Source organism: Bacillus sp. CCB-MMP212 (assembly GCF_022748145.1).
GTDB classification, from domain to species: domain Bacteria; phylum Bacillota; class Bacilli; order Bacillales; family Bacillaceae_G; genus Bacillus_A; species Bacillus_A cereus.
Window position 1 is genome coordinate 642,959 of record NZ_JALDQE010000001.1, and the last position, 23,614, is coordinate 666,572.

The following is a 23,614-nucleotide window of genomic DNA, read 5'->3' on the forward strand; positions in this document are numbered from 1 at the left end:
ATAGACTTAGCTATCCCCTCGTACTGTTGTCTTTAATAGTCTTCTAGTTGCAGGATCATATGAAAATTCCCTTGTAACCTGTTGAGATAGACTTCCAAGACCATCTGTATAATATACAGTCTCTGTTTTCAATTCACCCTTTACCATAGGTGCCTCGTTCTCATAATACGTAAACTCTCGAATAATAGTATGATCTCCCGTGATAATTTCACGAATAATTTGACCTCTTGCGTTATATTCATAATCTATATCTACACTAGAATTTCCACCGTACACCAATTCTAACTGGCGTTGTATTTCATCTAGACGTGCATCTAATGAAATATGAGGCTTATCACTCTCTCTGAATTGCCGAGCATCATAAACTTCCTTTTGTAAGTCATAAAATTGCGTTCCACTAATAGTAGCTTGCCCTCTACTACAATATTGGTTTTTATAGACTTCTATGTACACCTCATCACCAATTTGTAGCTGTATAGAACGCTCTTCATTTTTTGAACCTACACCTAAATGGATGTGATAATCATCCAGCTCAATATAATCAACTCCGCTTAGTAAACGCCGGCCATTATAATACACTTTTAACAACCCTTTATTTGGTTCATAAGTATGACCAACTGGTAAAATAGGATTTGATGTACCATATGTTTTCACGAAATCTTGATCAACAACGTGTAATATTTCATCCCAATCTTTTGTGATAGGACTATATCTATGGAGCTTCATTCTTGTTCCCATTTAGCCACCCCTTATTCGTTTCTTATTTCCAAGAAGAAGTGTGAAGGTCTCATCTGTTGTTTTATTTTTTCAGGATCGGTTGTATCGACCCTAGCAATTCTCACCCAAAAATCCTTTGATTCTCCTTCATGTAACGTTCCTATACGTATTGTTGTATCTTCATATTGATTAGGAGTACCGTTGTTGTCTGTGGCAAGATCACACCATTCCCAGCCAAACTCTTTTTTATAAACAGCAATCTGAATTTCAATATTCTCGGCTACATTTCCCGAAGTATCGTTTAAGACAGTCAATTTTTGTTCAATTATGTCACTTTTCAGTGCACCTAAATGTGTAGCTTTTGTTTCACTTAACTCTTGGCCTTTCCATTTGACTTTTAAATTTGTACCTCTTAAAAACAGATCTCCGCCGTACATTTCAGCGTATTCTTTTTGTTCATCTATTAAAACATACTCACCAGTCTCATTCTTATCGTAAACTCTAATTTTCCCCTTAAAAGGAATGGTAGGTAATTCAATGTCTATACCTGAATATCCATCTGGAACTATTTGAGTAGTTACAATATTTCTTTCATAATCAATTAACTCAACTTTATAAAAACTATTTAAATTACCCACACTAATATTGGTACCTTTACACAAGATGACCCTTTCTACAATAAGGGGGGTATACCCATCTCTTGGCGTACCTTTTAATACAACTCCAGCCATAACTGGATCGATACAAATTGTTGAGTCAAATAGCTCCCACGCATTTCCTCGCTCTGCAAAAAAGGTCCACAGATTTTGTTTTTTTACTGTTCTCCAAATATTATAGGTATTCTCATAAATGCTATCTTCACTTTCCAAAAACTCAACTTTCTCAAGAGCATTCTTCCAAATAACGAGACCACCTTCATCTCCCAAATATTTTGGTGTATAGTTCGAATGCACTTGTAGTAACAATTCATCTTCATTTTGAGGCAGAGAAAAAAGAGCATTTGTACTTCTATCAGTAGAGTTGTGTTTAAGTACTAATTGTTTATCAGAATCACTGTACGTATAAGAATCAGTAGGGGATACGATCCAACGTGAATCAAGTGTTTCAAAATTATCGTCAAAAATAAGTCCAGTTTGAACCCTATGAATGCTCAATAGTAACTTCCTCCTATCGCGTCTTCTTGATATTCCAACCATTCCATGCAGGGAATGGTTTACCCATAATGAGCCATACTTTATCCTTTTCTTTTTCATCCCATGGCTTATCTGGTTCAGGTAATCCTATACCTGTATCATCTTCATCAATTACATTCATTTCATGCTGTCTTTCAATATTTAAATCAACTTCATTTTCTATAGAAATTATATTTGAATTCGAATGCATTCCCTCATCAATTCCATCAATAAATCCATAATTCCCTTTATTAATATTTAACAATTCTTCATCTTCTATAGACATTGTATTTGATATTAATTTTTTCGTTGTAGTTTCACTATCTATTGTGATATTTGAAGCAGAATTAATGTTTATCTGTTCTTCTTCATCCAGTCTCATTATAGTTTCATTACTTGAACTTCCCTCTTCTTCTTTGAAAATCCTTATTTTCTTCTTATTTACCTGTTCTGTTTGCATTTCATCTTCTATTGTCATTTTTCTATTTTTACGTAATATTGTTTTATCAAATTGTTCTTCGTTAACATCTAAGAATACATTACATTCTGCTAAGGTACTTTCTTCTACCTCTGTATCTACATGAATTCCCGAAATTGCCATTTCATTATTGTTTATAATTGAATCTGTTTCTTGACTATTACTCGCAAAATCATAGTGATTTATAGTAGTTTCGAAATTACTTTCTGAACCTGCAAACTCTATTTCTTCTAATGTTGTTTCTCTATCATTACCACTATTTACGAATTCAATTGTTGCAATATCCACTTCATTTGATGCGTGGTGATCTGCTAAATTCGCATCTATAACTACAGTGTCTATAGTTGCACCCATTTCACCTTTAATAGTAGGATCAATAATTGACTCATAAGTATCTTCCAAACTCATAAGAGCCCCATCAGTAACTACAACTCCAATTTCATTTGTTTGATTACCTGAAACTGTATCTTCAATGGTAGCATCCTTTTCTTTCCCTACATTGGTTAGTACTTGATTGTTCATTTCAATATCAAATATATTAAACAGATGAGCTAAATGTTTTCTTTCTACTGCAACGTGGACTTCACTTCCACTTAATGCGTTTTCTACCTCTTGTATCATTGTTTCATATTCTTTATGAATAATTAATGGTTCTACCTCTTCTATTAACGTTTCATAAGTCTCTCCTACTATACCTTCTGATACATAATCCAATAGAATACCATTTTCTTTTTCAGCCATATTTGACATTGTATTTTCCTTATAGACAACACTATCAATTATCCCATCAGATTTTGCTGTACTTAGATTAATGAAGTAATTTTCCTCTTCACGAAGATTTTGAAATGCTCTATCGTCACTTTGCATATACACTTCTAGCGTATCTTCCAGATTCATATCTAGTAATTTATTGACGTGTAATTCTTCTTCGCGTTCAATTTGGTCTGCTATCTCACCATTTTGCACATTCGTTTCTAGTGTTTTTTCAAGATTCATGCTTAGCATTTTATCGACATGCAGTTCTTCTTCACGTTGTAATTGGTCTAATCTATCCATACTTTGCACATGCATTTCTAACGTTTCTTCCAGATTCATGCCTAACAATTTCTCTACTATTGTTTCTTCTTCGCGTTCGATTTGTTCTGCTATTTCACCACTTTGCGCATACGTTTCTAGTGTTTTCTCCAAATTCATAATTAGTGGTTTATCGACATGTAGTTCTTCTTCACGTTGTAATTGATCCAATCTATCCATACTTTGCACATGCATTTCTAGCGTTTCTTCCAGATTCATGCCTAACAGTTTTTCTACAGCTGTTTCTTCTTCGTATTCAATTTGTTCTGCTATCTCACCACTTTGCGCATACGTTTCTAACGTTTTTTCAAGATTAGTGTTTAATATCTTCTCGACATGTAGTTCTTCTTCGTTCATTCGTTTTGCTTTATTACTATTTTGTACATACGTCTCTAGCGTTTCTTTTCTATTTTCATTTTGTTCTGCCATATTACCGCTTTGCATATACGTTTCTAATATCTTTTCATGTTTCGAACTAACTAACTTCTCAATATATACCTGTTCTTTATGATCAGTTTGATCCGCTCTACTACTATCTAATAAATACAAGTCTCTTGTATTATCTAGAACTGCATCAATTAGATTTATTTCATTCAGCTCTTCTTCTCGTTCTGCAAGCGCTGCTAAATCGTTATTTTGAATATAGGTTTCAACTATATTTTCTAATTCCAATCCAATTAGATTATCAACATGAGCTTTTTCTTCTCTCAGTATATCATCTGCTATCATGTGGGTTGACACATCAGTATTCAATACCTTTTCACTTTTAGCATCTAAAAAATTCACTAAATTTATTTCTTCTTCTTGTTTCAATTGATTTACTACATTACTATCTTGAATATAAGATTCAAATATCTTTTCAAGTTTTGAATTGATTAGTGTGTCTTGCTGAATTTCCATGTTCTTTTCGGGTTTATTTACTACACTTTGTTCTTCTACATAAAGTTCTAAATTCTTCTCTATCTCCCCAAAATCTCCATAGTCATTCGAAATATCAACTACGATTTCTCTTTGATCACTTAAGATAGTCGTTGAAATAAATGTGTCAAATTCTTTATCTAGATGATACTTAATTTCATTTTCTATAGTTATCTCATAATCAGCTACACTATTTTTAACAGAAATATTTTGTTCAATTTTTGTTTCATTTGTTTTTTTCTTTTCACTCTTTTTCACTACATGTGTAACCACTACATCTTCACATTGTTCCAACACACTTGAAGAAAAACCATCTATTTTAGCGTCCTTTAATAAAGAGTGAGTTTGCATTGTATTTAACTCGTTAAGTTCAACATCTATCATATCCTCATTGCTAAAGGCCTGTTCTATAGCTATTAATTCCCCTTTAAAAGCAAAACGATTAGCGCCATTCTCTAAATTATTCAAATGGCCATTTTGAATCTGGAATGTTTCACCGGAATTTATAACAACCTTTTCACCAACTTGGTAATTTCTATCTCCACTAAGTAGATTTAACTTTTCTGCTTCACGAATAAATTCTGTGCTATCCAATAAAGTAGTAACATTCGTTTGATAATGACTACTAAAGTTACTATTTAATACTGAATCTTCAAATCCATACTTAAATGATTTGCTTTGTGTTTTTTCCATATCCAGTGACTCAGAACCAGAATGGTAAACCTGACCTAATTCGAATCCTGATAAATTATTTTGAACATTTTTATACTTATCTGCAATGATAAATTTCTCACTATTCTTCGTATACTGATAAGATTTACTATCTTCCATTCTATGAATTAGCTGTTTTACAGACTTGAAAGAGGTACTACCAATGTACTGACTAAAATCATTCAAAGTATAATTCACATTTGCCCTTGGTACTGTCATTGAATCTACTCTTCCGTCTGAAATATTCTTACCTGCACCTAAACCCTGAATAATTACATCATGTACGTTTCGTGTTTCATCTAATGAAGCTTTCTGATTCATTAATCTATAGACTTCACTCGCTTCACTTAATGTAGCTATATGAGACACACCCTCGTAAATTTTAGGTTCAATATACGCCTCATATATATCAAATGGGACTAATCCATATAAATGATAATTCCCTCTACTATCCTGAGAAACGTTTCCTTCTAATGCAATTAAAGATCCTGTTTCAGTATTTGCAACCTTACTTGATAACAGCTTATTTCCATTACTCATTTCATGCTTTTGTAGAAAACCTAAAATTCCTTTATAGGATTCACCTATATCTCCTAAATTCAGAACGCCTTGAATTGGTGTATCTTTTCCTTTTAATATTCCTTCATCAGGATAACTTGTAAAAATAACTTTAAAGTTCTCAATCTTATTGGGCTCTTTCCCAAATTCACTTAATTTGTTCCCCTTATCCAATTGGCTATAGAGGGCATCCAAAACCACTTTTAAAAAATTGGCTTTTGCTATTTCTACAACTTTCTCGCCATATTGTAAGGTTAGCAATCTTTCTTCCGTATTAATTTGCCCACTTTTAAATAATACATCTGCTAATTCTTTTACTTGATTATGACCAAAACTCGGTAATAACTCGAGTAGTTCTAAACTAATATTTTCTCCAATTAACTCTTTCAAAAAGCCGAAATCATAAGAATTCCTTTCACTATAAACCCTCTTATTACTACTTTTATATTCAAATGGAGTTTCTGTATGAATCATCGACTTTTTACTAGATTTCAAGTCATATTTGTTTAGTTTCTTAACTAGATTTGTATTAATTTGACTAATAACTTCTCCAAAATAAGCGTAAAAATCCTTATTCTCTGTTATTTCTATTAAATCCCCTTGTCGTGCACTTTTATCCCCTCTAGTTAATGCTTCTCCTACCTCCGCTATATAAATAAGACTACCTTTTTCTAAATTTAAATTGGAGCCTTCAAATATAGTTTTGTAATCAGCTAATACAGAGTGCATCGCACCAGCCGCTCGTTTCACTTTTGTACCCATTTTCATATCATCTAAAGCTAACGCACTATACCTATTCCAAGGATCAAAAGCCAATGGGACAACATCTAGATTAGGTACATTTTGATGACGATTGAACCTGAATACATATCCCTTTTTATTATAAAAAAGGGTAGTGAAACTGAGTAAATAATGCTTACTGTTACTCATTTTCCACCACCCACCTTTCGACAAAGTAAGACTTGCACCGTAGTATTCGGTACAAGTCATGACTTAGTTGCGGTTATTATAAATTTTCTTTTAAGAAACCAAGTCCAATAGGAGCATATGGAGTCATGTTCGCTAAACGGAAAGGTGTTCTAGGTGTATCTGCTAAAGTGTAACGATATGTTTGGGCGTAATTATAAGAAACAATCACTTCTACGCGATCTTTTGGAGCATCACCCAAAATTAATCGTTTGGTAGAACCATCTACTGTAAATTTCCCAGCAGCTGGAGGTGTATCTGCTTTATATTCAACATAATTCGCTTTAGTTAACGTATTACATCCAGTTGAACTTACTAAGCGAACTTCAAATTCATCATCGATTGTAGGTCTATGGAATAAATGAAACTCTTTAATTGCTCCATCTCCTGTACCTACTTGCTCGTTTTCAGATCGTTCTTTTACTTCTAGTTCATCTAATTGTGAGATATTTTTTGGATGAATTGCATAAACTTCATCTAGTCTACCCACATAACCATCAGAAGGATGAACAATATACATTGGCGAAATGTGATATTTATTAGAATATACAGACGGATTAAAACGAGACTCATGGCTTGGATCTACGTCAGCATCATGAGTAATAAATGCTAAGTAATGTTTTTGATACATTGCCCCGCCAACAGTTCGCTGTACAAGTACAGAACTATTACCATTAGATGTATTTACACCATAGTCAACTACACTACGTCCTAATTTCATACCCGTCTTATATTGAATCTCATCATCAGAACGAGCTCCACCAATAATTACATTATTCATTCGAGGAGTCTTACCAATTGTTGATAGACGTCCAATATATAATGGTGCAAAGAACGTACTTTCAGGATCCGGCGCAGGATCTAAACGGAAGTAAGAAACGATACGGTCCTTTGTAATATTTCCCCAATAATAAACTTGAGAATCTCGTCCCCATCCTAAACCGATATCATTTTGCGGAATAAACGATACGGCTGTTGGTAATGAAGGATACACAAAGCGAACTGCATCATAAGCGGCCCCCATAAGTTCTGTTGGAACTTGCGGATTAAACTTATTTACTTCAATATCTCCATAACTACCGTTTGCATCTTTTACATATTCTAATTCATAGTCAGCGAATAATGCTAAAGGCTCAGTTCCTCCTGAAAACGTTACTGTACCGGCCTCATGGTCCACAGTATAATCAGCGGAATCAAGGGGTACTGTTCCAGTTAATTTATCATAGAACTTATATGAATTCTCGCGGATACGTTGGTTCCCTTTCTTCATTTTAAAGCTAAATACTCCACCTTTTTTGTCTTCTAGCTCAGCCAAGTCAGGGCGTTCAGAACGTAAAATAAATCGAGTAGGGATAAATCCTTCAAACGTAAAGAACCATAAGCGTTTTACTAGATCTGGAGCATTATCTGTAAGCGAGTATGTAGAAAGAACCTTACCTACTTGACTATCATTGAATGTTACAGCCCCTTTCTCTCCATCTATTAAATACTTTGTTGTAGCTTGGTCAATCATTGAACCATCTTCACGATATAAAATTACACTAGAAGGAATAACTGGTTTAACCATAAATTCAAATACTGTCTTTGTTTTTTTGGCCCCACTAGGAGTTACATCCTTCATTTCACCTAAAAATGTATCTTTTGAAATTACAGGTTCCTCTCCAAGCTTTCTCAGATTTCCACCATAACCTGTGGTGAATCCAAAGTAGCGATGTTGTTTATCGCTACCTTTCGATTCAAATAGAAAAGTTTCAGCAAAAGTTTTTCGGTATGGATCCTTCTTTCCATTTGCATCTGTTAAAGGCGATACCGCACGGTATTTCCCTAAAGTACTCCATCCTCCCGCATTAAACAACTTCTCTAAATCTAAAGGTAGAAGTTGCACGGACAAATCTACATCGAAAAATCCATCTGTATTAATTAATGACATATTGGTCACCCCTTCTATATTTATTAAGAAACCTCTATAGGTGTTGCAGTAATACCTACAGATTCGTTACCGGCTGAATCCACCGTAGTAATTTTGATCTCAGGTTTAAATCCTGTGTTTAATCCCATTAATCTGTAATAAGTTGTTCCAGTAATTCCAGTAGCATAGATCTTACCATCTAAGTAGATATTGACATGCTTTAAATCCTTATCTGTAGGAAGTTCAAATTCTACATCAATAGTCTGTGATATTGGACTTAATACTTTAGTAATCTTCACTTCTCCTGGAGGAGTTTTATCATTCTTAATGTCGTGAGGAACTTCATTTGGATTAACGTCCTCAGAATAAATCCCCAAACCTACAGGACGGAAAGGTGTAACAGGTAGCTTCGTTAGAGGAGATACCGCACCTATACTATGTGGTTTATACATTTCATAAACTTTTTCCGGACAGTTTTGTTTTGCAACACGTAAGTTCGTTGCACTCATTCCTTGTGAGTTAAAACCAATTGCTTTATCTAAATACCCCCTCACACCCTCTTCAGGATGAACTACATAAATTCGAGAGGAGTGTACTTTATCTGAGTATCGGGAAGTATTAAATTGATATTTATAATTGTTAGTTTTTTCAACAGGATTATATGCTCTCGGATATTTCTTACCAATTTCATCTACTCTATTTGGTGGTAGCTGGTTCGAAGGTGCGTTCCATGAGAGATAGTGAGCCTGATAACGTGCACCAAATCTTGAACGGGAAACCATTACAGAATCTACACCATTTGAAGAATGATGTGGATACAATTTAAGTAAAGGATAAATTGTTTCGCCAACAGTTGCGCCAGGATCATCAAAATCAAATAAAGATACTACATCTTCATTCTTCACTCGTTTGCTAGCGTTGTTAGTCGATAGACGAGCAATTGTCGCACCTGTGTCCCAATAAGGTGCACGCATGAATGTTCCTAGTTGCGCACGTTCAACAGTTAAATAGTTACCTTTTTTCTCAATTAGTTTAACTACCTCTGTACCATTAATCGTTAACAACGCTGGTGCCTCAGGTAATTTCGTTGCATCATTGACATAAAGGATTGTATCGCCAGGCATAATTTTCCGCCAAGAAAATGTAGTTTCTTTTCTAGTTGAATCCACACGCTTTACAGGTGGAATAGTTCCTGAAAATAATGCATAGCCTTCATCTTTATCTCCATCTAAAGAATTTACTTTACCGAAATATAGCGGTATAGTCGGAACCAAATTCTTCTCCCAAACAGGGGCTGTATCAGCTTGAAGAACTAGGAAAAATGTTGTGCTATCAATATGACCTTTGACACGAACTTCTGAATCTGTCCACCAGTTCGTATGCCATAAAGGATCGTTTATATGCTCTAAAAATTCAGCGCGCAATGTAGTCTTAACAATTGGTGACTGCATTACACGAGGATCCGCTTTTTCAATTACCGCTTCTTGCATATCAGTATCCCAACGTGTTTCTAACACTTCAATATCTAGTGCTGAACGTATTACATGGAAAGGAGAAGCTGATAATAATTTTTCTTCATAAATTAAGTCTTCTGGATCGTAGTCTCTATCTTCTACATGGTAGTTTCCTTCAAAATACTCATACCACCACTTAGACCAGTCATCTCTATCCCTATCTCTGTCTTGCTCAAAGGATGTACCACCCATACCTGGCATAGTAACGATAGAAACAATACCATCTTCTTTAACAAGATTAGAGTTTGGTAACTTCTCTAACATATAGAAATACAAGTTTGTTCTTGTTGTATTATCTACATACTTTTGTTTAATCCATTCATCCCAAGTAGGCTTCATTTTAAAGTTAGGATCATTAGGATCGGTATCATCGTGAGGTCTACGAATAGGCTGTTTTTTTTCATACTTGTACTTAAGAGGGAATTGGCTAATTGTCGCAAAACCTAGCAATTTCCCATCTGCATTTCTAAAAATGGTATGTCTTGCAATTGCATAATTGACTTGATCCGTTCGGCGATTGTACGCCCTAGTATCTACCGCAGCTTTATAAAAGTTCCTCACTAACGTCCAACCGTTATCAATTAACATTTGTGCAAATACGTCCTGCAAGTTATCTTCTTCAAACTTAGAGGGATAATCCTGAGGAGTTGAATCAATATATGGCATCTCATCACCCACTTCATCATTTTATTTTAATAATAGGTTAATTAGTTTTATAAATAGCAATTCTTCTATGTCATGTATATTATAGGTAGGTACCTTTCTTTCATAACATGTAAGTTGCATTACTACATTACGTTCACAGATACTTCAATACCTGCAGATTCATTTCCTTTCATGTCTACAGAAACTAGTTTAATTTTTACACCATTTCCTTTTGTCACATTTTTAATAGTATATGATTCTACTTCAGTGACACCTGTTGCATACTTCATACCATTTACGAAGATGTTAACCGTTGAGAGCTCCATATCATTCGGATTTGTCCAAGTAAGTAATACAGTTCCTTCTTGTGGATTTGTAGCTTTTAGGTTAGAAACATTAACTAGAGTCTTATTCGCTGCTGGTTTCTTAGAAGTATTTAGTGCTTCTTTGTACAACCCTAATCCCATTGGTCGAAATTGTGTGGATGGTCGCTTCGTTAGTGGTGAAATTGCACTAACTGGGACACACTGATATACATCAAAAACCTTTTCTGGACAACTCTCTTGACGAATTCTTAATTCACTAGATCCCATATTAATTGAATTAAATCCTACAGAGTTCTTTAAATATCCTCTTACTCCTTCTTCTGGATGAATCAGATAAATAAATGAAGTTTGTACTTTATCCGAATAACGTGAAGGATTGAATTGATAATTATTAATTCGTTCCCATGCTCGTGGGTATTGTTTATTACCTACTTCAGATACACGCTTAGGAGGCATATCTTGTGCAGGTGCATTCCAAGACAAGTAATAACTTTGATAACGAGAACCTAATTTAGTACGACTCACCATTACAGATTCAACACCATTAGATGGATTAGAAGGATATTTTTTCAGGACAGGCATAATTTGACGCCCACCTTTAATCTTAATATCATCAAAGTTATAAGCAGCAACGCCATTTGTATCAGTACCTTTTGGAACAGTTCCTGCGAATAATGCGATAGCAGGATCACCTTCATCTATTGCTTCAATATCGCCAAAGTAAATCGGTACAATAGGTACGACATTATTTTCCCACATTGGTGTATTATCCGTTTGGATAATTAAGAAAAGACTATTACTGTCAATATGTCCTTTAATATTAATTTCCGAATCAACCCACCAATTTGTATGCATATAAGGGTAATCAATATTTTCAAGTAATGGTGAACGTAGAGATGACTCTACAATAGGCGACTGCATCACAACAGGATTCGCTTGTTTTACAAATTCTGAACCAGCACTTGTAGATTTAAAATCAATTTGTGTAACTTCAATATCTAAAGCCATTTGAAGTCGTTTTTCATCTGCACTAGATCCCGTTCCCCATGGGGTAAATAATTTATCTCCTTCTTTTACATCTGGTAATTTTTCCAACATATAAAAATAAAGAGATGTATTTACTTTTCTTTTTTCAAATTCTTTGGCCATATAGTTAATAAGGGCCTCTTTTTCAGTAGCTGTTGATTTAAAAGCATTGTAATATGGAATCCCTTTATCATGAGCAGTAAACTCCTTCCAATCTGCAACTACAGCAAAACCAAACAAATCACCTCGTGCATTACGTAGAATAATATGATTGGCAACTGTAAATTTTTCATCATGCCTTCCTTCTAAAGGATGATCTGTAACATAATAAGACCCTGTTACAGCTTTTTTAAACTCTACTACTTTGGTCCAGCCGTGTTTAATCAGTAAATCCATAAAACCGTGTTGTAAGTTACCTTCACGAACCTTATAAGGGGAAAGTGCAGGTGTGCTATCAATATACGGCATTTCTACACCTCTCTTTCTATTAATTAAGGACGAGATCTTACCCGCCCTTATTCTGCAACTTAGTTATCGTTATGAGTAGGTAATAAGTTGCAACTAATTACTTAAATTTATTATAAGTAGTCTTTTTATTCTGTTAACAACACTCATGTCTAATTAATAATTTTAGCTTTTAGCTTTACATCCGAAGGTACACTACTTCCACAATACAGGGTATAACTCCACCTGCTCCCTTTATCTTGGCCATCATTCATTACTACTCTTAATTCCCCATCATCAGGTTTATAATAAAAACCAAATGGGCTTCCTTCTTTATCCATTTTACGTGAAGTATCATAAATCAATTCATTATTAACAAATACTCGCATTCTATCTGGTGCAGAGAAGAAATCATATTCCACATAGCAGATGCCCTCTTCACTTACAGCATGAATATATTCCCCATATCCCATGCCACCCTGTGCTGTTTGTCCGCATTTTAGTACATTTTTACCTGGTTTCTCACCTTCTCCTTCTGGCTTTCCACCTCCGCCTTCTGGTTTTCCACCTTCACCTTCTGGTTTTCCGCCTTCACCTTCTGGCTTTCCACCTTCACCTTCTGGTTTTCCGCCTCCGCCTTCTGGTTTTCCACCTTCACCTTCTGGTTTTCCGCCTCCGCCTTCTGGTTTTCCACCTTCACCTTCTGGTTTTTCAGGGAGAATATTTTTTGAGATAAATTCAATATTCACTATTTTTTCGCAAACTCCAAAACCATAATCAACGATAAATTTAATTGAATATACTCCTGGTGAACTACTAGTAAAAGTGTAATTTCCTGTCTGCATGACTTTAGGAGGGGTTTGAACAAGTACACCAATATTAGAAGCTGAACTATTTTGTCCATGATCTAAATGAAGAACAATTGAATCTCCTACATGTGATTTTAAAGAAGGACCAGTAATGTTTAATTCACAAATAAATTCGCCAATAATAGTCCCCTCAGTTATACATTCTTGTCCATCGTTATACGTTACAATAAATGTAACTTTATATACGCCCTTATTAATAACTTTAAACGTTCCATTCCCAAGACTCTTTAAACCATTCTTATCATAGTTCGTATCAATGCGTAGAATACCAGATTTATTTGTGTGTACAAGCGAGAATGTAACAACCTCTCCTACTACCTTATTAAATCGTGATGTAATTAAATTTAAACCACAGCTACTAATTGGGATATCATTAATAATCTGTATTTTTGAAGGCCTTGAAATTGGTTCTAATACAGGAGTCTCTATTCTTTTAAAACAACCCGCATCTTTTAACATACCTATACCTGCCATTCTAAAATGGGTAGAAGGCCTTTTAGTAAAAGCTGAGTCCCCCTCTACAATCGTCACGTAATATTCATCATTATATTCTGATTTTTTGTTATCCTTGCCCGCATTATCAGAATCATGACCATCTTTTTCTGGAGGAATGCTAGGCACCAAGTTGTCCCATTGAAAAGGAACCCTTAAATGCATTTCTTTTCCTAACCCTGTAATTACTTTTATCCAGACTTCATAAATGCCTTCTTTAGACATATTCATAAAGTCGTACATAGGTGTACCATCACCTAAGTCTTTTTGCGTAAAAGCAATTCCTTTAACTCTCCTTAATTCATGGTTTACTTCATCATCCTCTAGAGCAATTACTGCCCCAGCCTCTCCAATTTTATAGGGTTCCTCTATTAAAAGCTGATCTTTTTCTCTTAAAAATCTGATATATGCTGTTACTTCAACAATATCAGTATCTTTTAGGAAATAAACATCAAGATAAGATACACCATGCTTGTTAATATCTATAGTAAGTGGCCCATGAGAATGATATGTAATTACGTCATCTACGTCTTTAAAAATGTACCTCGCTGGTAAATGCCTCCATCTAATTGAATGTATAATTGGTAGTGAATCAGTTCCTTTAAACCCTTTATTTTGCGGTACTGATAAATTAGGAACGGGAGTTAATGCCATATCAAAATCACCTCTACGCTTTTATAATTTCCACGGTAAAGCCTTGTAATTCTAAGTCTCTTTTAAAATATTCCATAAGATATAATTTATTAGATTTATTGATTGTCGAAGGATTTTTTCCGTCCTTTGTAATTAATTTAGGTGGAATACCCTTAATCTCTCCTCTAAACCTTATTCCAGTTTGAACATTCAAAATATTATCCAGGGATTTTACAAGAGATTCATTATTACCGCTTACTCTGACTTTATGTTGAATATCACCTTCATTATCAATAAAGGCAAAATCTTCTCCTCTTTTTATCTTAAGAATCATTATATTTTACCTCCTACATTTTTGAATCAATACCCATTTCTTTTAATTTATTAACTATAAAATCGTGTTTATCTTTAAAATTGCTAGCTAAAAACTGTCTATTAATGATATACATCATAAAGGCCTCAGCAAAGTCTTCGGCCGGGCTAAAACATCCATAATCTGATACCGGAGCAAGTTTTCCATTATCTAGTGCTGTACCCGGCGAGCTTTTCGTTAGTTCATTAAATGAACCATCAATATTCTCGATCCACCCACTAATATCTAACCATTCTTGCATTTCATGTAGTTTTTCACCTAATATGTCATATCCATAATTAGATAATGCATGACCCATCTCATGTACAGCTACTTCTGCGGCAACATAAGGTATATAATTATCATTAGTCATATCCGGTAAATAATATGCTTTATATTCTCCATCAACAACATGACTGCCAAAACCCAGGTTAGGTTTTATATAGTCATATGGGCGATGTGCCTTGGCAGCTGAAATATTATAAAGCAGCACCTGAGGTTCAAAGTTAACTAAAGAACGAAAAGAAGATAAAATATTTTCCTTTTTCCCATTACTATGCATGGCTGTAGCAAAACTATCCATTACCCAAGCTCCAACAAGACCTGTATCATCTTCGTTTTCAATAAATACGTTATTAAAGTCAATCCAATCATATATAGCACTTGGTACTTTCTTAATTAAAGGAAGCATTTTATCTAATATATCGCCCTTTAAAAACCCCTCTGAACCTTGGAAAAATAAGACAGGTTTATTGAGTTTAGCTGACATAAATACTGAGGCTTTTTGCAATTCATTTAAACAAGGTAAATTTGCCTTTCCCCACTCGTTAAAATCTAGCCATCTATCTTGTAAACTATAACCTTCCTCTTTAATATCTTTTAAAGTTTTCCATAAAAATTTATGAAAATCTTCAATTTTTATTTTAGAGTTATCCAAATGATACTGACTTTGAGGCTCCTGTAAATAATCTAACCAATCATTTCGCCCCTCCCAGAACGATTTGCTTAATTCCTTTCCAATACCATCTGTGCTGTTAGCCAAATAATCTTGCGTAATAACAGAGGGATTCCAATAAGTATCATCTACTGCTTGTGCCCTTACTGCCCCATCGCAATAATAAGAAAATTTATTACCTTTATCAGAATTGGAATTAGAATTATTGGTTGAATCTCCTAAATGCACATGAAGATTATTCAGTTCGCTTGTACTCTTAGCAATTCCCCACTCTAATTTAGTAGATTCTTTAGGTACCTCAGGTTGATATTGAGATTCATTACATTCTTCACACCAATAAGGGAACACTAACTTCTCACCTTCGGAAACATTAATAACGGGCAGAAGTACGATATTAGGAATATACCCTAATACCCCATCTTCAGGATGCATGACTGTTGCACGAGATGTATGAATCTTATTACTATACCTAGATGCATGAAAATCGTATTGATAGTAACCATATCTTAAATAATTCCATGCCCTTGGGTACTTACGAGCATATTCTTCCTCCTTCTCGGTTCCTTGTGCATTTTTGACCAGTCTTAATTCTTCACGAGTAGGTGGCATTAGATTAGGTGGCACGTTCCAACGTAAAAAATGTTCTTGATAACGTGCTCCATATTTTGTTTTTTTGATCATAACGGAATCTACTCCGTTTGATGGATGGTTTACATAATTTCTTGTGATAGGTTGTAAAATTTCAGTTTTAGTCTCTATACTATCAAAGTCAAAAAATTCTCCTACTTGCCTACCTCCAAGCATAGCGATTGGTGTTTCATTTTTCGAAGATGTATTTTTAGATACTAGATTTCCAAAGAAAAAGGGAATTAAAGTCACCATATTATTTTCCCAGCTAGGAGCCGAATCTACTTTTAATGTGAAAAATGCACTTGTCTCATCAAATACACCTTTTAACTGAATTAAAGAGTCCCCCCACCAATTCGTATTAGTTCGATAATTTAATTTCCCTATGGAGGCAACTAAATCACCTGTATCTCCTTTTAATTGCATGGTAATAATCGGTGATTGTTTCATACTTTCATAGTATTCATCCTCACCGTAGTACTCTATATCCATGCTATCCCTAAATATATCCAAACCATGATTTTCACTCATGATAGTAACTGGAGCAAGTTCACCACTAGGTGATACATAATGCGTATATCCAGCATATGTGTCTAGTGTGTATGAATAAACAGTTGTATAGTCTACAGATTTTCTATAAAAATTAGAAATCCATTCTAAGAAACCTTCTTTTTCTCTAGGAATATCTTTAGTGTTAATTTTTACAGCCCCTGTTGACTGTGCGAATGCTAAATACTCATTATCCCACCTACGCATAATCATATGCCGAGTGATGCATAACATACCTTCTCGAGATTCAAAAGGGGTTAGATATCCCTCTTCTCCTTTTACAAATAACCCTTTTTCAAAAGTAATTTTATATAGATCTACTTTTGGAACTTGATTGTTAAAATTCTGCCACCAGTAATTACCTGATTTATCTTTAAATCTTCTAAATACTTTATCAAACATATCATCTAAAAAATTATCGTGTCTTAATGTTTCCTCTACCCAAGGCATTTATATCCACCTCTCTTATTTGTTGGGATTATCCCTTAAACATTGAAAGTTTATCCAAACATATTTCGATTGCCCACCTTTATTATCAAAGCGGAATGTAATTGGGGTACCTGCTTTTACTGTTTTCACAGCCATTAAATAAGCACCTTCTGGTAAATCCTTCGTATATATTTCATCAAATATGTAGTTATTTTTATGATCATCTCCAATAAACAAACTCCAATTATCAAAGGAATGATATCTAGACGCTCCTACAGCTACGGAAACCAGCTCAATATCAAAATCAGGGATAAATTGAATATCAAAGTGCCCTAAAGTACCTAGTACCTCTAAAATTTTCCCCTTTATATAAGGAACTGTTTTTGTAGGCATAAATGGATAATCTAAACGTCCACCACCCAATCTACCTACTCTATCTATTTCCCCTCCAACTACTACATTTGCTCCAAAACTCATGTAGGACCTCCTCTCTAAATTTCATCTGTTACCTTTGGTCCGAGTTCCACATTCACATCTACAGGAGACGATGGATTGTATCCATCAGACCAACCATCTGGAGAGATTTCAATTTCTTCATTAGATGCATATCCTATTTCTGCATAGTCTACATAATCTTCTACTATCACTTCTTCATAATTACTATATTTACCGTTATAAAAATCAGATGGATTTTCATATTTAGACGGTATAGAATCTTCTTCGATTTCTTCCTCACTCGAGCCCCATTCCGAGTCAAAATACGTAAGTTTAACCTTTTTAAAATTACCGTAATCATTTTCCCTTATAATCTTTGCAACAACTTCTTGGGATTTACCAAACCACTCTGTTCTTATAGAAACTTCTGTAATCATAATATTGTTGATGTACTCATAATCTTGAATTTCATCAGATACAGGTGGATTGAGCCCACGGACTAAAGAGATTTTATCTATTGCACCATTTCGATAAATAATTCTAATCTCATTAATTACATGATTAGCTATTGAATTTTCTGTTTCCCTTATGACTTCAAATGACTCTACTTGCCATTGAGAAGAATTCAATGTTGTTACACCATTGTCGTTATCATTATTGAATAGCGGACTAGTAAAATGGTGTCTTGTTCCCTTTCCTTGATTAACTTTTCTATTGATCATATCAAGTATTGGATATACATCATTTACGTTCATATGACTCTTTTGCGCCATTTTCCCACCTCGCTTTCCATAGCATTATAAGAAAAAACAAGGAGATTCCTAACGTTCTGTAGGAATCTCCTTGTTTTTTTAGCTATAATAATTCTCTTTGTCATGCCAAGTAAATTCTAGGAAATTTAACATCCCTTCCTTATTTCCAACAAGTCGGTTCCCTTTTATGACATAATACCCTGCATTAGAAGTATTACTATCATAAACATAACAACCATCTAATAACTCTATCATTGGATTTCCTTTAACAACGGCATTAAAAGTACGGGCTTGTCTTTTCATATCAAAAAATAATTTGTTCGAAATATCCTCTTTGGTTCCTCTTGCATTTGAACCAAATCGCTCATCAATCCAATCAGCAACAATCTTAGCCGTTCTCATATTACCCTTTGTAGATATAAGAAGATCTTTATCTACAAAATGCTCAATTTGCCCACCATTACCAACAATAATAAGATGATTACGTATACGAGAATGGTCAATAGAAGTGGAAAGAGAATATAAATTCTCACCATCTATAAATGACCATTTTGCCTCACTTGCATTAATTTTACGGATATTTTCCAATCTAAATGTCCCATAACGATCACAGTAGGAGCGATACATAATATCTCCAATCACTTCATGAACCGCATCAGATGCCCTTGTACCTTCTAAAAAATCTATCGCCTGTACATAAGGATTTTTATAACCTTGTGCATCTTGTACAGTTGCTATATCTTTTTCAACATATTGTTGACTTTTAGTATCCCAGACGATTGCCTTTTTCCCACCCCTATCAATATCAATATAATACGTTTCTTCAATGATTGCATCAGCATATCTCAAATCATCTTCATGGATTCTCCATCCAATCATTCCTGCCTCATTTACGATATTATGAATAATAGATGATTTAACCCACATGGTTACTGGTTGTTTTTCATCACCATGTATCTCATCTCTTCGAGGAAAAGTTAGGACCCTATCAAAAACATGTTCTTCTAACATATCGTACATATCTACACAATTAATAGTAATTGTTTTTTCATCAGAATTTTGCTCAATTTCTCCTCTTATACGTCCTGTAAAAACCCTTACTAGGTTTTCACCATAGCCTGCATAAATACGTACTGGGGTAGCTTCACTTAACACATGTCTGATTGCACCATTCTCATAATATGACATCTCTGCTTCTCTTAAATTTTCAGGGAAGATATTGGCTCGTTCATATGTAGGAGAATAAATACCATGTTTATTGTCTAAAGTAATTCTTGCAGTTGCGACTCTGGCGTCAAAATGGCTATTTATCTCCCACTGTAATACATCTTGGTCTACTGTAAAGGTTTTATCGTATACAAATGCCCCTGTATCAACCCATACATCACGTTTACGAGCCTTAATTCTTTCATCAACATATTGTGCGCCGTATTGAGTTTCAATTTCCACTACTTTAAAGCATTTTAGTCCAAATACAGCCTCACCACTTACATTATTTAAGGAGAAATCTAATATATGTGAATTGACTCCTTGTATATCACTTGCAACCCATTTTGCATAAACTGGAGGTTCATATGTAGGTTGTGTTGTATTGTTCTCTTTTGTATATCGTTTTACAATCATTCCGTCATATGTAACCGTTACAGAATCTCCTTCTTTAAGATCTGCATAGAAAGCATATTCATAAAATCCGTCTGAAGAGAAGTTATGTTTATATCCAAAATCTTCAACAGCTCCTTTGGCAATATTCTCATTAAAGCCTAAATACTTTTCACCTGTTGACCAAGCTGTAAAATGGGTTATGTTCTCTTGTCCGTGCCAATTTCCATCCAGATTTGCATCCCTATCAAAACACTTATTAAACTTAATATTTTGGGTAATGGTCATTTGGGGTGGTGGTTGACTAACACCACTTCCATTTCCTGTACTATTATCATCTCCACCACCTTCACCATTTCCGCCCGTGTTACCACCGCCATTATTATCTCCACCGCTTGGTGCTACTCCCAATTTTTGAGCACCTGTTAAAACAGGATATGGATCAATATGATTATTTCCACCATAAATCCATTCACCTTTCCAAATTTCAAAGTGTAAATGAGCACCATAAGATTGACCTGTATTCCCGGCTTTTCCTAAACGTGTTCCTGGATTAACTAAATCACCTTTTCGAACCTGTAAAGAATTATTTTGCATGTGGGCATAAACTGTCATATATCCATTACCATGTTGAATCATTACACAATTACCATAAGATGTACTTTTATAAGCTTTATGTACATATCCAGCCCAAGCCGCTACTACCCACATACCATTAATCTTACCTTGGGATGTATGTACAATATCAGTACCCTTATGCCCTGAACGTGCACCTCCGCCCTTATGTTTCATATGGTGTGAAGATACTTTCGCACCATTTCCAAATGAAATTCCTTCAACAGGAAAAGTAGCACCGGATAACGCATTAGAGCTTGCATTATGAACTTCTTTCCTTTGTTCCTCAATTGTATAAGTCTCAGCTTTCTCACAACCACAGTCTTCCTTCTTCGAAACATTTAGATTTGTAGAATGCTTTGGAAACAGATTTTTATTAATAATAGAACCAGATTCTTTACAATGCCATTTTTTTTGACTAGATTCACCAATAATTCTATCAAAATAGCTTTTCACAAGTTTTTTCCAGTTAGGTCCATCTGCTGACCATTTCCATTTTTTATACCCTTTATCTCCACCTTCATGGAAATAATCAACATCACTAGCATCCATATATCCATTAGAAATTTTTCCGTATCTGCTCCTCATTGCCTCGGAAAAACGTTTTGCAGCATACTTCGCTTGGGTATCTATACCTTTATATGCAGGCTTGCATGAACCCGGGCAACCATATCCTACGATATAACTTCCATTTTCAGGTTTCCCTTGTCCCAATGTTCCAAATCCTGTTTCATGTTTCGCTACAGCTAATAGAAAGAAATAAGCAACATTGGGACACTTATAATGTTTTACCCATTTATTTAAGGCACATTTAATATACTCAAATCTATCCCCTGACTCTCCACCTTTTGTAACAGAACTTGGCTCAGCACCTGCTACTGGTGTTGTTAAAGTCGCCTCTGCTGCCTGATGCACAATAGATGCTTCTCGAATTCTGTCCCAAACTTCAAACTTATTTTTCATTCCTGGTACATAGGCCATTTTGTCAAATTCAATAATAACCCTAGGTTCATGACCTAAAGCATTAACTTTTCTCATTACGTCATTTAACAACTGAGGCGCAGGAGTTCTATGATCAAATACGTTCGGCATACCTTATTCCCCCCTATCTAAATCTTTCTAGTGCCCATTCTGTAAATCTATGTAAATATACAATTGCTTCAGCTCTAGTTACACATACCTCAGGTTGAAAGGAATCATCTGCGTAAAGTGGAAATACATAACAACCATCATTAAATTTTTCATCTAATATATTTAAGACTGATTCGGCATACCATTTTCCTACAATCTTATCTTTATCTTTAATGTATCTCTCTGTTTGCTTAATTGTGTTATTCACATATCCTCTATCTGTATATCGATTATAAATATTCATTCTAAAACGTTGTAACAAAGTAAAAAACTCTCCTCTATATATCGTTATATCAGGAAAGAATCTATCATTATAGAGTGCGCAACTTGACATAGGGACAACTTTTTCTCCCTGCCTATTTTTGATTTGAGCACCCTTTTGATAATTATAATTTACATAAATAGGAAATTGATTTAAATTATAAGATACATAAAGATATCCATTAATTATAGTAAAACAGTCTCGTTTAAATCCTAAGGTTCTTGTAAGCGCATCTTGTATGGATTCATCTTCATTTACATCTACATGTATTCTCTTTAACTTCTTGTTCATGCAAACTGCTATTTCATTTAAAGAGTAAGTGATATCAAATACGTAATTATTTGCTTTTTCTAACTTTTTTGCCGGATATGCTAATGAGCATCCGCTCATCAAAGGATAAATCTGACAGTTTTCAGGTGTATGATCTCCTTCATGCATTTCCACTACACCAGATAAAAGAATACTAACTTCTCTTCCATTGGTTAACGGGTAACCAATATGTATAAAATTATCCTCAAGTTTAGATGGAAGTGTAGGCACCCCATCAATATAAACAAACACCATTTCCCTAGAATCAGGTTTATATCCACTTACTTCAAACTTGGTTTGTCCCTCTGTGGAAGTAAAATTATGAACCTGACGTGACTTGCCACCAATAAATTGGTTATAGGTTTTTCCACTAAATAAGGTTTCTTCTTTTTTTGCATCAATAAACATATTATCTGTTTCTAATACTGCGCGATAAAACCAATCCTTTGGACCCACATCTAACCATCGCTTTGGCATTTTTAATACCCCCTCAATATCTTTTCGATGTATTTAAAAGTCCTTGTCATATAGGATGCCGTTTGAGCCCTTGTAATCCAAACTTCAGGTTGAAAATATTGTACAGGTGTTCCATCACTAGCATAAGTAGTGACAAGGCCCCTTTTTTGCATTTCATCTATATACGTTTGCGCCCAATGATTTTCAATATCTATAAAAGGATATTGATGACGATATTCGAAATCTTGTTTTCGAATTAACATAAGGTTTACAGTAATGATATATTTCGTCTCAAATTCTGCTGTTTTAATATCTAAATCACCATTAACAATCCCTAAATAAATCGTGCCTTTTTCATCATAGTATTTGTGTTCTGCACCAATAAACTGCAGCCAATCTGCAAATTCCTCTTTGCTCGCAAATAAAAATTGAATGGTAGTAGAATAATGAGAAGTCCCTTTCCCTACCAATCCTGCAGAAGATTGAATATTTTCGTTTATATGGGATTTTAATACTGGTGTTGGTGGCTTATAATCGCCAGTCATACGCCCCCTTACTTGTACAAAACGAATCCCGTTATCATAAAATAATTTACGTTTAAATACATCATCATTAGATTTACTTGGTTTTTGTTGTGCCATTTAATCACCCCTTAGTATTATAAGAAACCCCACCTAATAATTAGATGGGG

General features: G+C 34.6%; 14 protein-coding genes. All 14 read right to left on the bottom strand.

Translation table 11 applies throughout. The features are described from left to right. Positions 1–6: 6 nt before the first annotated feature. The gene (locus MRP26_RS03220) at positions 7–738 is read right to left on the bottom strand and encodes a hypothetical protein (RefSeq protein WP_197233575.1); all 732 of its coding nucleotides are present in this window, start codon (positions 736–738) and stop codon (positions 7–9) included. Between the two features lie 11 nt (positions 739–749). Then, a complete protein-coding gene (locus MRP26_RS03225; protein WP_197241856.1) occupies positions 750–1,871 on the bottom strand; it encodes a hypothetical protein in 1,122 nt (373 codons plus the stop codon). A 13-nt stretch (positions 1,872–1,884) separates the two neighbouring features. Beyond that, positions 1,885–6,558, bottom strand: coding sequence for a ring-infected erythrocyte surface antigen domain-containing protein (locus MRP26_RS03230; RefSeq protein ID WP_242805969.1), 4,674 nt, complete (start codon positions 6,556–6,558; stop codon positions 1,885–1,887). A gap of 76 nt (positions 6,559–6,634) precedes the next feature. Beyond that, positions 6,635–8,524, bottom strand: coding sequence for a hypothetical protein (locus MRP26_RS03235; protein ID WP_242805970.1), 1,890 nt, complete (start codon positions 8,522–8,524; stop codon positions 6,635–6,637). A gap of 23 nt (positions 8,525–8,547) precedes the next feature. Continuing rightward, positions 8,548–10,683 (bottom strand): hypothetical protein, encoded by a 2,136-nt coding sequence (locus MRP26_RS03240; RefSeq protein ID WP_097961826.1) that lies wholly within the window; start codon positions 10,681–10,683, stop codon positions 8,548–8,550. Positions 10,684–10,805: 122 nt separating this feature from the next. Beyond that, the gene (locus tag MRP26_RS03245; protein WP_242805971.1) at positions 10,806–12,482 is read right to left on the bottom strand and encodes a hypothetical protein; all 1,677 of its coding nucleotides are present in this window, start codon (positions 12,480–12,482) and stop codon (positions 10,806–10,808) included. A gap of 149 nt (positions 12,483–12,631) precedes the next feature. Beyond that, entirely contained in the window at positions 12,632–14,473 is a 1,842-nt protein-coding gene (locus tag MRP26_RS03250) for a hypothetical protein (RefSeq protein WP_242805972.1), read from the bottom strand. A 13-nt stretch (positions 14,474–14,486) separates the two neighbouring features. Beyond that, positions 14,487–14,786, bottom strand: a complete 300-nt coding sequence (locus tag MRP26_RS03255; RefSeq protein ID WP_000601026.1) for a hypothetical protein — start codon at positions 14,784–14,786, stop codon at positions 14,487–14,489. Positions 14,787–14,799: 13 nt separating this feature from the next. Continuing rightward, positions 14,800–17,385, bottom strand: coding sequence for a hypothetical protein (locus tag MRP26_RS03260; protein WP_242805973.1), 2,586 nt, complete (start codon positions 17,383–17,385; stop codon positions 14,800–14,802). A gap of 15 nt (positions 17,386–17,400) precedes the next feature. Further along, the gene (locus MRP26_RS03265; RefSeq protein WP_000007797.1) at positions 17,401–17,841 is read right to left on the bottom strand and encodes a hypothetical protein; all 441 of its coding nucleotides are present in this window, start codon (positions 17,839–17,841) and stop codon (positions 17,401–17,403) included. Between the two features lie 14 nt (positions 17,842–17,855). Further along, positions 17,856–18,572 (bottom strand): hypothetical protein, encoded by a 717-nt coding sequence (locus MRP26_RS03270; protein ID WP_097999158.1) that lies wholly within the window; start codon positions 18,570–18,572, stop codon positions 17,856–17,858. Positions 18,573–18,650: 78 nt separating this feature from the next. Next, the gene (locus tag MRP26_RS03275; RefSeq protein WP_090976060.1) at positions 18,651–21,857 is read right to left on the bottom strand and encodes a M23 family metallopeptidase; all 3,207 of its coding nucleotides are present in this window, start codon (positions 21,855–21,857) and stop codon (positions 18,651–18,653) included. 13 nt (positions 21,858–21,870) lie between these two features. Further along, positions 21,871–22,944 carry a hypothetical protein gene (locus MRP26_RS03280; RefSeq protein ID WP_001126627.1) on the bottom strand — a complete coding sequence of 358 codons (1,074 nt, stop codon included), beginning with the start codon at positions 22,942–22,944 and terminating at the stop codon, positions 21,871–21,873. A gap of 2 nt (positions 22,945–22,946) precedes the next feature. Beyond that, the gene (locus MRP26_RS03285) at positions 22,947–23,564 is read right to left on the bottom strand and encodes an S-layer homology domain-containing protein (RefSeq protein WP_000068594.1); all 618 of its coding nucleotides are present in this window, start codon (positions 23,562–23,564) and stop codon (positions 22,947–22,949) included. Positions 23,565–23,614: the final 50 nt, after the last annotated feature.